The organism is Sphingomonas sp. 37zxx, from assembly GCF_000786205.1.
Taxonomy (GTDB): domain Bacteria; phylum Pseudomonadota; class Alphaproteobacteria; order Sphingomonadales; family Sphingomonadaceae; genus Sphingomonas.
Map to the genome: position 1 here is coordinate 16,968 of NZ_JROH01000003.1, position 14,602 is coordinate 31,569.

At 63.3% G+C, this 14,602-nt stretch carries 11 protein-coding genes; all 11 read left to right on the forward strand.

Translation table 11 applies throughout. The features are described from left to right. The first annotated feature begins 417 nt into the window (after nucleotides 1-417). Complete coding sequence (locus QU44_RS17645; protein ID WP_197054215.1) at nucleotides 418-2,187, forward strand: class I tRNA ligase family protein; 1,770 nt, start codon at nucleotides 418-420, stop codon at nucleotides 2,185-2,187. Beyond that, nucleotides 2,187-5,396, forward strand: a complete 3,210-nt coding sequence (locus tag QU44_RS01470) for a non-ribosomal peptide synthetase (protein ID WP_052134223.1) — start codon at nucleotides 2,187-2,189, stop codon at nucleotides 5,394-5,396. The genes QU44_RS17645 and QU44_RS01470 overlap by 1 nt, the downstream gene beginning before the upstream one ends. 30 nt (nucleotides 5,397-5,426) lie before the next feature. Beyond that, nucleotides 5,427-6,764, forward strand: coding sequence for a SidA/IucD/PvdA family monooxygenase (locus QU44_RS01475; protein WP_052134224.1), 1,338 nt, complete (start codon nucleotides 5,427-5,429; stop codon nucleotides 6,762-6,764). 14 nt (nucleotides 6,765-6,778) lie between these two features. Then, the gene (locus QU44_RS17300; RefSeq protein WP_052134225.1) at nucleotides 6,779-7,591 is read left to right on the forward strand and encodes a cupin domain-containing protein; all 813 of its coding nucleotides are present in this window, start codon (nucleotides 6,779-6,781) and stop codon (nucleotides 7,589-7,591) included. A gap of 34 nt (nucleotides 7,592-7,625) precedes the next feature. Next, a complete protein-coding gene (locus QU44_RS01485) occupies nucleotides 7,626-9,281 on the forward strand; it encodes a GMC family oxidoreductase (protein WP_197054216.1) in 1,656 nt (551 codons plus the stop codon). Continuing rightward, complete coding sequence (ectB, locus tag QU44_RS01490; protein WP_033919670.1) at nucleotides 9,278-10,582, forward strand: diaminobutyrate--2-oxoglutarate transaminase; 1,305 nt, start codon at nucleotides 9,278-9,280, stop codon at nucleotides 10,580-10,582. Before QU44_RS01485 ends, ectB begins: the two co-directional genes overlap by 4 nt. Nucleotides 10,583-10,589: 7 nt before the next feature. Continuing rightward, nucleotides 10,590-11,630, forward strand: coding sequence for an NAD(P)/FAD-dependent oxidoreductase (locus QU44_RS01495; protein ID WP_081987800.1), 1,041 nt, complete (start codon nucleotides 10,590-10,592; stop codon nucleotides 11,628-11,630). Continuing rightward, the gene (locus tag QU44_RS01500) at nucleotides 11,627-12,646 is read left to right on the forward strand and encodes an ABC transporter substrate-binding protein (protein WP_033919672.1); all 1,020 of its coding nucleotides are present in this window, start codon (nucleotides 11,627-11,629) and stop codon (nucleotides 12,644-12,646) included. The genes QU44_RS01495 and QU44_RS01500 overlap by 4 nt, the downstream gene beginning before the upstream one ends. Then, nucleotides 12,610-13,407 carry a 4'-phosphopantetheinyl transferase family protein gene (locus QU44_RS01505; RefSeq protein WP_033919673.1) on the forward strand — a complete coding sequence of 266 codons (798 nt, stop codon included), beginning with the start codon at nucleotides 12,610-12,612 and terminating at the stop codon, nucleotides 13,405-13,407. Before QU44_RS01500 ends, QU44_RS01505 begins: the two co-directional genes overlap by 37 nt. A gap of 310 nt (nucleotides 13,408-13,717) precedes the next feature. After that, complete coding sequence (locus QU44_RS17305; RefSeq protein ID WP_052134226.1) at nucleotides 13,718-14,176, forward strand: helix-turn-helix domain-containing protein; 459 nt, start codon at nucleotides 13,718-13,720, stop codon at nucleotides 14,174-14,176. A 56-nt stretch (nucleotides 14,177-14,232) separates the two neighbouring features. After that, nucleotides 14,233-14,586, forward strand: a complete 354-nt coding sequence (locus tag QU44_RS01515; protein WP_033919674.1) for a hypothetical protein — start codon at nucleotides 14,233-14,235, stop codon at nucleotides 14,584-14,586. Nucleotides 14,587-14,602 lie beyond the last annotated feature (16 nt).

A 14,602-nucleotide genomic window follows, 5' to 3' on the forward strand; every position in this document is an offset into this window, starting at 1 on the left:
CTTTTCGCATATTAGATTGTGCAGTCTCGATTTATAGATATTAACTTGATTGTCTTGGGCATGATATTACCAGAATAGTGAATATCAGTTGATGGCATGGTATGATCTATTGGCACTGACATTCGACACGTTCAATCTATAAGAACAGAATTTAACATAGACAATTATAGCTGTTGGATTCTCCCAATTGAATTAACGTTGCAATTTCGGAGAATAGCGCTTTCGCATTTTCGTTGAAATAGTATTCCTTGTTTTTTTCACTCTGCCAACATGATGCAGCTCCGTATCATGCATCTTGTTTATAATGTATTTGCAATGGCAATAGTCACTAATTCCGTTTCACGGATTATACTTTGAATGGGTTTATTGGGCTTTGCTGGCTTTACGAATTACAGGATAATAATAGAGGGGGATATGATGAATTACATCGTCACTGCCGGACCTCCAACTCCCAATGGCGACCTTCATCTAGGCCATCTTTCTGGTCCATATCTTTCAGCTGATATTGTCGCACGGCATTTGCGGATGCGGGGAGCACAAGTCCGCTATATCTCTGCCAGTGATGACCATCAAAGCTATGTTGCTCGCATCGCTCAGCAACAAGGCAGCGACCCAGCTACGGTAGCAGCGGAAAACGGGCAACGTATCCGCAACTCGCTTCGCAGCGCGGGCATCGCGCTGGATTTATTTGCCTCACCATCGCAATCGCAGCGCTACAAAGGCTTTATCGGACGGGTTTTTCGTACCCTCCTCGATCGCGGCGCGCTCGAAGAGCGGACTATTGATCAGCTTTTTTGCGTGTCCTGCGATCGATTTGCGTTCGAGGCTCATATTCGGGGCAATTGCGCCCATTGCGGGGCCAACAGCGACGGTGGGATTTGCGAGGCATGCGGTAAGCCCAATGCTGGCACCGACCTTGGTGACCCGGTTTGTGTCACCTGTTCGGGAACACCTGAGCGCCGTCCGCTACGCCAACTATGGTTCCCGCTTGAGCGCTATCGCAGTGCCGCCGAATTCACCTTAGCATGCGCTTCATTGAGCCCGCGGGCACGCGCGCTGGTAACTGAATTGCTCGCTGGGCCGCTGGCTGACGTTCCCGCCACCCAGCCGGCCGACTGGGGCATTCCCGTGCCCGAAAGCGGTTATGACGACCAACGGATTTCCGCGTGGTTTGAACTGGGCCCGCATTATCTGGCACTCACCGACCTGTTGCCCGAGGCGTTGGATAGTTCGGGCGGCTGGCGCCGGCCATGGGCGGGGTTTGATACCGTCATCCAGTGCTTCGGGTTCGATTCGATCTATTTCCATGTCGTGCTGTTTCCGGCGATCTTTCAGGCCTTTGATCCCGGCCTGCGCCCGCCGATGGGGTTCATCACCAACGAATTCTTCCGGCTCGACGGCAGCAAGTTCTCCACCAGCCGCGGCCATGCCTTGTGGGCCGGCGATTTCCTGCGCGATCATGATGCCGATTCGCTCCGCTTTCATCTGGCGCGGGTTTCGCCCGAGATCGCGCAGACCAATTTCACGCTCGAAGAGTTCGAGGCGACGCGCAGGGACGAGTTGATCGGCGTCTGGGACGGATGGCTAGGCGACCTTGCACAACGCTGTTCGGCGGCGGGCGGGAAGGTTCCCACCGCGCCGATGCCGCAAAGTGCGCCGATTGCGCTGGGGCGGCTCGCCGGTCTGTGCGGTGATCTGTCTGGCTGCTATTCAGTCCAAGGCTTCTCGCCGAGCCGCGCCGCGCATCTGCTGGGCGAAATCGTGCGCCTGGTGCGCCGCTTTCGCGCCGAGCACGCAATCTTCGATGGCAAGCCCGATTCCGCGATAGAAGCCGCTGGAGCGCTGGCGGTCGAATTGGCCTTTGCGCGCGCCCTCGCGCTGGCCGCCGCGCCGATTCTGCCTGCGTTCGCCGAGCGGCTGTGGCGCGATCTGGGCGAGGCGGATGCGGTGGCGGACGCACGCTGGGAACTGCTGCCAGCGATGCCGATCGCAGGCACCCCGATTTCGCTTTCGGCCACCGGCTATTTCGAAACCGCACCGCCGGACGCCAACGCTGAGCCTGAGCCTGAGCCTGAGCCTGAGCCTGAGCCTGAGCCTGAGCCTGAGCCGGTAGCCGCCCCGGAACAAGCTGAGCAACTCGCAAAGGATACCAAGCCCGCACCCCGCGCCAATCGGAGGCAAGCATAATGGCGATGGTCGCAGATCGGCTCTATGTCGATGAAGAGCGCGCCTCCTTTGCGCAGGAGCGTCTCTGGCTGTTGCAGCAGCTCGATCCGAGCGACAGCGGCTACAACCTGGCAGTTCCCATCTCGCTGCCGGCCGGCACAAACGCGGCGACACTCGCCGCCGCCATGGCCGACATGGTCGAGCGGCATGACAGCCTGCGTACGCTGTTCGAGGATCGCGACGGCGTTCCCTGGCAATGCGTGCCGGCCCCTTATGCGCCGGACGTTACCACCCATGATTTCGCCGGGCTTTCCCCCGAGGCGCGGGACGCATCGCTGGCCGATCTAATCGCGGGTGAGACGGCGATCACGTTCGACCTGGCCGCTGCACCGCCGTTGCGCTGTCACCATGTCAGCCTTGGCGACGCTGGCGCGCTGGCGTTGATCATGCTCCACCATGTCAATGCCGATGGCTGGTCGATGCATCTGTTTGCGCGCGACCTGACCGAATTCTGTCTTGCGCATCTTGCCGATCGCGCGCCCGAACTTCCGCCCCTCGAATATCAATATGTTCATTTCTCGGCCTGGCAGCGTGAGCAGATTGAGCGCGGTGCCTACGCCGAACAGCTTGAATATTGGGTGCGCACCCTCGCCGATGCGCCGCCGGTGCTCGACCTGCCCTTCGACCGGCAGCGCACGCCGCAGCCCGACCCGGCTGGCGGCACATGGGTAGTGCATTTCCCGAACGCGTTGCGCGATGCGCTCAATCAGATCGCCCGCACAGAGAATGCGACGCTCTACATGGTGCTGATGGCGGGCTATCAGGCGCTGCTGTCGCGGCTTGGCGGTCAGGGCGACATCATTGTCGCAACGCCGGTGGGCAGCCGACCGCGCATTGAGTTCGACGACATCTTCGGCTGCTTCCTGAACAACGTGCTCGTACGCGGCAAGCCCCTGCGCACCCAGACCTTTCGCGAATTTGTGAAAGCGACGCGGACCGCAGTGCTCGATGCGTTCGCGCATCAGGAAATTCCGCTCGAAGTGGTGATCGAAGCGGTCAAGCCGCCGCGCAGCCGTACGCATAATCCGCTGTTTCAGACGATGCTGGTCCTGCAGAACGCCCCGGGCACGCCCGGGGCAACCGTTGTCGAAGATCAACCTGATGATGGGGCTGGCCCCGCGCTCAACGCAAAGTTCGAGCTATCGGTGGCATTGTGGGAAAATGCCTCGGGCATCAGCGCCGCATTCGAATATCGCCGCGATCTGTTTGACGAGGCAACCGTCGCGGCACTGGCAAACGCCTATCGCGCGTTGCTGACCGACGCGGCGGCACGACCGGATACGCAACTGGGCGAGTTGGCCATGCTCGACACGGCGGCGCAGCGGCGGATGCTGCACGAATGGAATGCCGTGCCGCTCGATTACCCTGATACTGCGACGATCCACGGGCTGTTCGAGGCGCAGGTCGAGCGCGATCCCGATGCGGTCGCAGTGATCTTCGAGGATCTGACACTAACCTATGGGGCGCTGAACCATGCGGCCAACCTAATCGCGCACCGCCTGATCGCCCTCGGCGCGGGGCCTGAAACCTGTGTGCCTGTGGTCTGCGAGCAAAGTATCGAGATGATCGTTGCGCTGCTGGGCGTGCTCAAGGCCGGGGCGGCCTATGTGCCGATTGATCCGACTCTGCCGATCAAGCGGATCGAATATCTGATCGAAAGCGTCGCGCCCAAGGCGGTGTTGACGCTCAGTCGCCATGCCGGCTTGATCAGCGATCCCGGCGTCCCGCTGATCCCGATCGACGACGCGCATACGGCGACCGGGGAAGATCCTGGCAATCCGGGGGCGGCGGTTTCGGCGCGCAACCTTGCCTATGTGATCTTCACCTCAGGCACCACCGGCCCGCCAAAGGGCGTCGAAGTCGAGCACCGCAGCGCCATCCATCATCTTTGGGGCATGCGAGAGCAATATGCGGTGACTTCAGCCGACCGCTTTCTCCAAAAGCATCCGTTCAACTTCGACGTGTCGGTCTGGGAATTCTTCCTGCCGCTGGCGACCGGCGGCAGCACGGTGATGGTGCGCCCTGATGGGCAGCGCGATCTGGACTATATGATCGACCGGATCATCACCGAAGGCGTCACCATCGTCTGCTTCCTGCCGTCCGCGCTGCAGGTTCTGCTCGATCATCCGCGGATCGGGTTGCTCGACTCATCGGTGCGATGGATGCTGTGCGGCGCGGAGGCGATGGCGCGCGACGTGCCGCTGCGCTTCTTTGAACGGCTCGGCGCGCGCCTGCACAACCTGTACGGGCCGACGGAGACGACCGTTCATAACAGCTGGTACGAATGCCTGCCTGGTGAGCAGCCCGCAGTGATTCCGATCGGCCGGCCGATGCCGGGGGTGCGGCTTTACGTGCTCGATCCTGCGCTACAGCCGGTCCCAGTCGGCGTGCCCGGGGAAATTCACATCGGCGGCGCGTCGGTGGCGCGCGGCTATCGCAACAGTCCTGAGATCACGGCGGCCCGGTTCGTGGCGGATCCGTTTACCGACGGGCCAGATGCTCGGATGTACCGCACCGGCGACATCGGCCGCTTCCACCCCGACGGCAATATCGAGTTCATCGGCCGGCGCGATCGGCAGTTCAAGATCCGCGGTTTTCGAATCGAACTAGGCGAAATCGGGCATGTGCTGCGGCTGCATCCGGAAGTGCGCGACGCGCTGGTCGTCGTGCGCGAGGACACACCGGGCGAGCAGCGCATCGTCGCCTATGTCGTTGCCCGCACGGCTGCGCTGGATGAAGCGGCGATGCTCGACCATGCCGCGCAACACCTGCCGCGCCACATGATCCCCGCCGCCGTCATGATGTTGGCGGCGCTGCCACTCGCCGCCAACGACAAGATCGACTTCCAGCTACTCCCCGCCCCCGCCCGCCACTCGCGCGATGCCAGCCGGCGGCCCAAAGGCCCGACCGAGACCGGGCTGGCCGCGATCTGGAGTTTGCTGCTCGGTGCCGATGTCGAGGGCGTTGACGACGATTTCTTCGATCTGGGCGGCCATTCGCTGCTCGCCGCCCGGCTCGTCGCCCAGGTTCGCGCGCGGCTGGGACGTCTGTTACCCATTCGCGCCGTGTTCGAAACGCCCCGGTTGGGCGCGATGGCCCAAGCCATAGCGCAAGCGCCCGTCGCCGCGGACGATCTCAGCGCGGTTCTGCGGCGACCGCGGCGATCTTGATGGCCGTATCCAACATTGGAGCCTTACCCCATGTATACCGAAGCTGCACTTGCGCCCGCCGAATACACCGATAGCCCAGCCGCCGATGATGCCGCGACGGTCGATCTCGCCTGTATCGGCTTTGGCCCCGCCGGCATCGGGCTGGCCGCAGCCTTTAGTGACTGGCGCGACGCCCAGCCCAAGGGGACGGTCGTGCCGACCATACAGTTCGTCGAGCGCCGCCCAGGCCCCGCGTGGCAGCCCGGACTGCTGATCCGCGGCGCCGATCTCAACCACCATTTTCTGCGTGATTTCGCAACACCGCGCGATCCGCGCAGTCGCTTCACCTTCGCCTGTTACCTGAAGGAGAGCGGCCGACTGTTTCAGTTCGGCCACCTTGGCGGGCGGGTGAGCCGGGTCGAATGGAATGATTATGTCATCTGGGCCGCGCGCCAGCTCCAACCGATGGTACGGTATGGATTGGCAGTGCGATCTATCGCCCCTGTGGCAATACGCAGCGGCGCGCCGAAGCTGCTCAAGCTAGAGCTCGGCGACGGCAGCCGGATCACGGCCCGCAACCTGGTCGTCAGCACCGGTCAGCTTCCCAGCGTGCCCGAGCTGTTCCGTCCGCATCTCGGTCCGCGCATGTTCCACAGCGCCGAATTTCTCGACCGGATCGCCAGCTTTGATCCTGCGGCACCGCTGAACATCTGTGTGCTTGGCTCCGGCCAAAGCGCGGGCGAGATGCTCCTGTGGCTTTATGACCATTTTCCCAATGCGAGGCTTACCTCGGTGCACCGCGGGCTGCCCTTTCGGCTCGTCGACATCGGCCATTTCAGCAACGAGGTCTTTTTCCCCGAGCAAGTGCCCTATTTCCACGCCCTGTCGCCCGAGAAGCGCCAAAGGGCCACACAGGAGTATCACCTCACCAACTTCTCGGCGGTGGATGTCGACATCAGCCAGGGCCTTTACTGGCGAATGTACGAAGATCGCGTCCTGGGCACGACACGCGCCGAGGTGATCGCACGCCACACCGCCACCAGAATTGACAGCGATGGAGAGGGTTTCCGCATCCACTTCCGCGATGGGCTTTGTGAGACCGAGCGGACGGTGAACGCCGACATCGTGGTGCTGGGAACCGGCTATTACGAGCCCGCCTTCCCCCCGCTGCTTGAGCCGCTTCGCCAATGGATCGTCACTGACCCGAGCGGCGGGCCGGAAGTCGCGCTCGATTATCGCGTGCGGACTACGCCCGATTTCGGACCGGAGCTGTACCTGAACGGCGTCACCGAGCGCACCCACGGTGCCAGCGATGCTTCGTCGCTCAGTATGACCGCACTCAAGGCGCAGACAATCCTCGAATCCTTCCTCGCCGCCCACCATCGCTGATCGGAGGCACTTGTATGTCATCCTGGCTGTTCACCTATGGATCGAGCACTGATCCTGATCATTTCGCCGAGGATTTCGGCACGCCGCAGGCGTTTGTCGCGGCCAGTGTTGCCAATTACCGGCTGGCCTTCGTCAATTACCGCGAATCCTTCGGCGGCGGCACTTCGGCGATCGTGCCGGCACCGGGGATGGAAGCCATCGGCGTCGCTTACCGCATCACGTCCGAGCAACGCGAAAAGCTGGCGGTAGCCGATCCCGACTATGCCCTTATGCCGCTGCATGCGCAGATCAGCGATGATCCGGTCGAGGTCGAAGCGCTGCTGCCGCGTACGATCAGCGGCTTCGCTGCGCCGACCGACGCCTATATGGCGCGGATCCGTTATGGGCTGACCGCCTTCTATACGGTCGCACAGGTCGATGCCACGATTCGTGCCGCGCTGGGCCGACGCTGGCTGTTCGACGATATTCCTGCACGATGGGCCGCCGATGACGAGCCTCGCGTCGAATATGGCACCTTGTTCCAGCGGCTTTTGCCCTGGAAAGGCGGCGTACGCACCCCCTGGGGCGGGGCTGTCGCCACCATTGCGCCGGGTGCCTCCAGCGAACTGTATCCGCACGACGAAGAGGAGATGGCGCTGGTGCTCACGGGCAGCGGTCGGTTGCGCCTCAATGCGAACGAGCGCGCGATCGCCCAGGGCGACCTCATCTATTTCGAGCCCGAATGCGAGCATGTGGTGACCAACGACGAAGGTGATGCGCCGCTCGTCGTGCTGTTCCTGTGGTGGGGCGGCGCGGACGGCGTGGCGTGGGCGGGGCGCAAGATCTGACGCGAATTACCGTGTCGGAGGCAGGAGCGAAGCAATGACTGACCTCAAGATGGGAGCGCTCAATCGGCGCGGATTCCTAGGTGCATTAGGCTCGACAATAACGGCGGCAGGCACGACGTCGGTCTACGCGGCGGTCGGCGCACAGGACGATGATTTCGACTACATCGTCATCGGACTCGGTTCGGCAGGATGCGTGGTCGCCAACCAATTGAGCGCCCGGTCCGACCTGCGGATACTCGCGCTTGAGGCCGGCCCGACCGATTACACGCCGATCATTCAGAATCCCGATAATTATTATAAGGCCAAGGGGTCGCCGATCTACGACTGGAATTACCAGACGACCCCCCAGCCGAATATCGACGACCGTATCATCCCCGCGCCGCGCGGCAGGGTATATGGTGGATGCAGTTCAATCAATGCGATGATCTATATCCGCGGCAACCGCGCAGATTACGACAACTGGGCTTATCAGGGGAATCGCGGCTGGGCGTATGACGATGTGCTGCCGCTGTTCATCGCCGCCGAAGGAAATCGCGATATTCGCGGCCCTCTCACCGGCAACAGCGGGCCACTGACCGTCCAGAATTATCCGACCAAGTCTCTGCCCGGCGAGGCATTCGTCCAGGCGGCGGTGCAATATGGCTTCAAGGGGCCGGACTGGAACTTCAACGGCCCAGTCCAGGAAGACGGCGCGGGCTTTTACCAGTTCACCGTCCGCACCGAGCAGCGCGGCGGTGAGCCGCGACTGGAACGCTGCAGTTTATCCAAAGCCTATCTCCACCCCGCGATGGGCCGCCCGAATCTCAGCGTCCGGCACAACGCGCAGGTACAGCGGCTGATCGTCGAAAATGGCCGCGCGACCGGCGTGACCTATCTGCTGAACGACCGGACGCTACAGGCGCGCGCGACCCGTGAGATCATCCTGTGCACCGGCGCGGTAACATCGCCCGCAATCTTGATGCGATCGGGGATCGGCCCGGCCGATGCGCTGCGCGCGCTCGGCATTCCTGTGGTCGTAGATTTGCCCGGCGTCGGCGACAATTTACAGGACCATCCGGTACTGCCCGTCGCCTATCGTGCCATCCCCACCTTGCCGCCGCTCTGGGCCAGCGGCGTTCAGGCTGGGCTGTTCGTCAAGACGCAAAGCCGCGCGCCATCGGCGGCCCCCGACCTTCAGTTTCATTTCTGGCAGGGCGATGACGACGACCCCAATTCCTTCTCCTTCTCCCCGACGGTCGTCCGACCGAGCAGCCGCGGCCGCATTCGGCTCAAGTCAGCGGACTACACCGCCATGCCGCTGATCGATCCCAATTACATGCAGACTCAGGCCGATATCGACGTGATGATCAAGGGCATGGAGCTGTCTCGCGAGTTGGTCCGCCAGCGCGCGTTCAGCAAGGTCGCAGGTGCTCCGCTCCACGATTTCGGTTCAGCCCGAACGCCACGGGAAATGGCTGATTATGTCCGAAAGAATGTGCGGACGATCTATCACCTTGCCGGTTCCTGCAAGATGGGGCTCGGGGCCGATGCTGTGGTCGATCCTGAACTCAAGGTCTATGGCGTCGAAGGCCTGCGCGTTGCCGACGCTTCGATCATGCCCGACGTTATCAGCGGGAACACCAACGCCGCCTGCGCAATGATCGGCCAGCGCGCCGCGGACATGATCCTCAGCAAGGACAACCGGTCGTGAGCCGGCACGTAACGGCATCCCGAACCGCAGTGTTCGACCGTCTCGAATCGGAAGTTCGCGTTTATTGCCGCGAGTTTCCCGCCGTATTCGCCCGCGCGCAGGGCGCGCAGCTCTTCGACGAGGAGGGGCGGCGTTTCCTCGATCTGCTCGGCGGCGCGGGCGTGATGAACTATGGGCATAATCCGCCCGGGGTTGTCGCGGCGGTTTCCGCTTACTTGGCGGATGGCGGGATCGTCCACGCGCTTGACCTGCATACCGTCGCAAAGCGCCGCTTTCTCGAAGCGTTCGAGCGCTGTATCCTCGCACCGCGCCAGCTATACTATAAAATCCAGTTCACAGGCCCGACTGGCGCCAATGCGATCGAGGCGGCGCTGAAGATCGCCCGGCGCACGACGGGGCGGACCTCGGCAATCGCGTTTACCAACGGGTATCACGGCGTGTCGCTGGGTGCGCTGGCGGCGACAGGCAGTTCGGCCAAGCGGCGCGCTGCGGGCATCGGGTTTGCCGGCATTGATCGAATGCCGTTCGACGGCTATTTCGGAGCCGGCACCGACACCGCCGCCTATCTCGCGCAGATGCTCGCCGACCCCGGCAGCGGCATCGATCCGCCAGCTGCGATCCTGCTCGAAGTCGTTCAGGGTGAAGGCGGCATCAACACTGCCTCGGACCAATGGCTCCGTTCGATCGCCGACATTGCCCGCGCCCACGGTGCGCTGCTGATCATCGACGATATTCAGGCCGGTTGTGGACGGACCGGTACCTTTTTCAGCTTCGAAAGGTCCGGAATCCGCCCGGATATTGTCTGCCTGTCAAAGGCTATAGGCGGCATGGGCCTGCCGATGTCGCTGGTGCTGATGGCGCCGGAGCATGACTGCTGGCGCCCAGGCGAGCATAATGGCACGTTTCGCGGACACAACCTGGCCTTCGTCGCGGCGACCGCTGCCATCGACCTGTATTGGAGCGACGACCGGCTTGAGCGGCAAATTGCAGCTCGCTCGATCCAGCTCGACGATCGGCTGCGCGCCATGCCGAATCATGGCGGACCCGACGGCTTCGTCTTGCGAGGCCGGGGTATGATTCGCGGCTTGGCGTGGCGCGACCAGGGGATCGCCGCGCAGGTTTCCGCTGCCGCCTATGCGCTTGGACTGATCGTCGAGACCTGCGGCCCCAAGGGCGAGGTGCTAAAGCTGTTGCCGCCGCTCACTATTACCGCAGCCGAGATTGACGAAGCAGCCGATCTGCTAGGCGAAGCGATTGCCGCCGTCATCCCGGTTCACATCGACACGCTTCAGACGGCCTGACGAGGCGATGCGCGGACCAAGGCTTCTTGTCGTGGGAGCCGGCATCCACGGCCTGTGGGTCGCATGGCGTTTTTTGTGCGCGGGATGGTGCGTCACCTTGGCGGAGGCGGGGTGCCTGCCAAATCGGGCCGGCGCGTCGTGGGACCAGCATCGGCTGATTCACCCTTTTGGCTCGACAAACGAAGCCGATGTCGGTGCGCTAGAGGCGGCGATGCGTGGCTGGGAAAGCCTATGGTCGCGGCTCGGCCGCAACCATTACCGTCAAAGCGGCGGCGTGCTCGGCAGCCATATAGCGACGCATTTTACGGTATTGAGCGCGGCCGGCTGGCCCTGCGAACGCATCACGCGGGACGAGCTTTCGATCCTTGCGCCGGGACTGCGAAGTCATCCTGACGGCGGTATGCTGTGGACGCCGAACGCCGGGGTGCTGCTGGCCGACCGGATCATGGGTGACCTGTTTCGACTGACGACAGAACTCGGCTGCATATTCCTGCCCGGTCGGCGCATCCGGGAAGATGAAGTTTGCGAGGGAAGGGTGCAGCTGGGTGACGGCGCGTGGCTGGAGCCCGATCTGATCGTGGTCGCTTGCGGTGCCGATAGCAGCCAAGCGGTGCCTGCGCTTGCGCCGCGCATTGCCGTGGTCGAACAAACGATGCTGTACTTCACCGCGCCTCGCGCATGGGCAAGCGCTCCGATCCTGATTGATTTCGGCCCCCAGGACGATCTGTGGATGGCCCCGCCTGTCGCCGGGACCATGCTCAAACTGGCAGCAAGCGGGCTCGCAACGGCGCAGGGGCCGGTCGATCTCAACGCGCTCTCGCGCCGCATCGACGAGACATTTTGCACGACCGGATGGCGGTTCATGCGCCGGGGGCACTGCCGCTTCGACCGCACCGTCAACGGCGCACGCATTATCGAGCCGGTGGCAGGGACAAACGGGAAGGCCTGGGTGATTGCGGGCTGCAACGGGAGTGGCTTCAAATTTGCGCCGCTGGTCGCCGATCTGATCTGGCGTATGATGCCTGGCTATAGCGAGGCGATGGCGTGAAGCTGACCGAAGGACCATGGCACAGGTTGCTGGCGGGCGTGCCGGGGCCGGCGACAGGGCGTACCACGATCGGTCTGGCAGTCGATACCGGGCCGCACGGTGCCGATCTGCTCCGCGCCGCAGCAGCGCTTGCGGATGAAGCTCCAGAACTTGGGTATCTATGGGTCGATGACTCGGCCAGCGCCCAGGGGGGGGCGTTGGCGGCGCAGACGCTTGTGGCCCAGGGTGTGCGGCTGATCATCGGGCATTTCAACAGCGGGTCGGCGCTTGCCGCTGCGCCGATCTATGCACCGGCGGGCGCATTGCTGCTGGCACCTGCCGCGACCCACCCCGCGCTGACCGCCGCGATGCCCCGCTGCTTCCGGTTATGCGCGCATGATCAGCTCCAGGCGCAGTTATTCGCCGACACGCTTGTCGAAGCGGGCGGGCGACCATTGCTGATCGTGCAACGAAGTGCGCATGGCCAAAGCCTGGGCAACGCGATCGAACGCCTGCTGCGCGCCGTGCATATGCCCCCCGATCGGATCGATGCCGATACCCATACCGATACCGATACCCATACCGAGGCCGATGCCGATGCCGATGCCGTGGCGCAGATTGCCGACCTGCCGCCCGGATCCGTCGCGGTCATCGGCCGCCATGCCTTTGCGGCAGCATGGTTGCCATTGCTGGATGCGCGCTCGCCAAGGCTGTTGAGCGACGATTGCTGCACCCCGCGCCTGCGCGATGCCGCCGGTGCCGCAGCGATCGGCGCGCAGGTGGCCACCGTCGCCGGCGCAGACGCGGGGGAAGCGCGCGGCAGTGCCTATGCCCGAACCAGCCGCGCGGCGATCGAAGTGCTAGCGGGCGCCGTCGCGATGGCGGGGTCGCACCCCGATGCAGTGGCAGCGGCGCTGCATGACAGAAGCTGGCAAACCTGCCTGGGCACCACTGCGTTCGATGTTCAGGGCGAGCCGGTCGGGATTGGCTGGTGCTGGCAATGCGTTGCCCCGGCCTTCGCGGCGGCCCCCGTCTGATGCCGGGCGAGCAAATGGCGCGCGGCGCGGTTGCGCTGTGGCTGGTGCCGCGTGCGGGCGCGCACCGAGACCCCCGCGCGGAAGCCGCCGAACTCAGCCCCGCCGCCCGCGAGCGGATCAATGCCCTTCGAACGCCTGACGCTCGCGATGGACAATTGCTCAGTCGCGCTTGGCTCGCGCGGATGCTGCGCGCCTATTTCGGCCCGGCGAGCGCGGGCTGGACGATAGGCGTGGATTGCAAAGGATGCGCGGTCTTGCGCGATGCACCGCCCGAAATCGCGATCGCGTTCGCGCATGGACGCGACAGGATCGCCATCGCCATCGGCCATGATTGCGGCCCCGGCCTTGGCATCGACCTCGAGGATCGGCTCGACCGCGACGATCCGCTGCTGGCGCCGGTCATCCTCGCACCCGCCGAACTGGAACGCTATCATCGTCTGGCGACCGGCAAGCGGCGGCGGCAATATCTACTCGTGCGCTGGGTCGCGAAAGAGGCCTATGTAAAGGCCCGCCGGGTGGGTCTGGCGATGCCATTTGATACTATCGAAGTGATTGAGGCCGCGCCCGGCGTGTATGGCGTTGGTCATCCCGCCGGCCTGGATGGGCAGCACTGGCAGGTGCGGCTGCTGGAACCCAGCGACGATCTGGCGATTGCCGTGGCCTGGGCACCGACGCGCGATACACCGCTGGCGCTTACCGTCCACAGCGTCGATGAACTACCCTTTGAGCGTGATGCGTTTACGCTGATCCGTTTACGCTGATCCGTTGACCTTCTTTTCGTCATCCCCGCATCGGCGTGGCGTAATGGTCTCATCGCCGACGCAAAAACAGCCTGCGCGATTAACCCCCCATCCAACGACGCCCTAACACTGCTATTGATAGCATCTGACGGCATCGGTGCTGGCGGCGAATCGCTATGGCGAAGGCGCCGGTTGCGGGGCGGTGTTGCGCGATAGAAGACAACATTAGGGGTAGTGGCATGGCAGGCGCATCAACAGGGTCGCTACACTAGTGGCGCGATCGACTGCCTCAGACCCCGCCGACTTGATTGGACCACCGGCACCAACCGCATTGAGCCGCGATCAGTTTTCCTATGCTACCGCACGGCTGCACGAGAGCCATCGAACCTGCCTTCGCCTGGTCGGCCAGGGCATGTCGACCAAGGAGATTGCCCGCCAGACCGGCCTGACCCCATCCACCGTCGACACCTATCTGAAACAGGCAATATCGGCATTCGGGGCGGGAAACCGACGCGATGCGGCGCGCAGCTTTGCGCGAATGGAAGCCTCCCAAAAATCCGGACCCGCATTGCCGGCCCTTCCCATTCCCTGTTCCTCGAGCCCAGAAGATGAGGCGACCGGAGACAGCAACCAGCGGTATTGGTTGCGGCTTCCTCCGGTCGGGGGCAGCGACAACGACCTCAATTGGCAGCATAAGACCGTGCATATCCTGCAGGTGTCGGTGCTGAGCGCGGCAGTTGTCCTGGCCCTGACGCTGACGATCGCCGGCTTTCTTCGGCTCATCGGTTAGCATGCTGACCCACTGGTTTCACATGCGCCCTTCGCTGGGCTCAGGGAGAGATTTGCATGTTACAATTCCGGTCTGGAGCGGGCGGCGTCGTCGCCGCCGATACTCAAAATGCCGTCTCGGCAGCCGACGACGCCCTGCTGAACGGGGTGCGGATGTATGCATCGATGATCGAGGCAACCAAGGGATCCAACCTGCCCGCGGCGCAAAGCCAAAAGCTGTTCCGCAGCGTCAACGCCAGCCTCAACCAGTTTCTGGCGGGTCGCGCCGATCTGGTATCGGCGGTGCAGATGTTGACGGTGATCAAGGGCCAGAGCAATTTCGCGCCCGAAAGTTACGGCTGCCCCGCCGGCTGGGTCGCCCATGAAGCAACGCCCGTCACCGCTCATGAACCCACGCCTGTCGCAGCCTGAGCTGGCGCGACTGCCG

Bases quoted from the DNA above. Each gene is read 5' to 3' on its own strand.
- QU44_RS17645 (WP_197054215.1), top strand. From the start codon at position 418: ATGAATTACATCGTCACTGCCGGACCTCCAACTCCCAATGGCGACCTT.
- QU44_RS01470 (WP_052134223.1), top strand. From the start codon at position 2,187: ATGGCGATGGTCGCAGATCGGCTCTATGTCGATGAAGAGCGCGCCTCC.
- QU44_RS01475 (WP_052134224.1), top strand. From the start codon at position 5,427: ATGTATACCGAAGCTGCACTTGCGCCCGCCGAATACACCGATAGCCCA.
- QU44_RS17300 (WP_052134225.1), top strand. From the start codon at position 6,779: ATGTCATCCTGGCTGTTCACCTATGGATCGAGCACTGATCCTGATCAT.
- QU44_RS01485 (WP_197054216.1), top strand. From the start codon at position 7,626: ATGACTGACCTCAAGATGGGAGCGCTCAATCGGCGCGGATTCCTAGGT.
- QU44_RS01495 (WP_081987800.1), top strand. From the start codon at position 10,590: ATGCGCGGACCAAGGCTTCTTGTCGTGGGAGCCGGCATCCACGGCCTG.
- QU44_RS01505 (WP_033919673.1), top strand. From the start codon at position 12,610: ATGCGTTGCCCCGGCCTTCGCGGCGGCCCCCGTCTGATGCCGGGCGAG.
- QU44_RS01515 (WP_033919674.1), top strand. From the start codon at position 14,233: ATGTTACAATTCCGGTCTGGAGCGGGCGGCGTCGTCGCCGCCGATACT.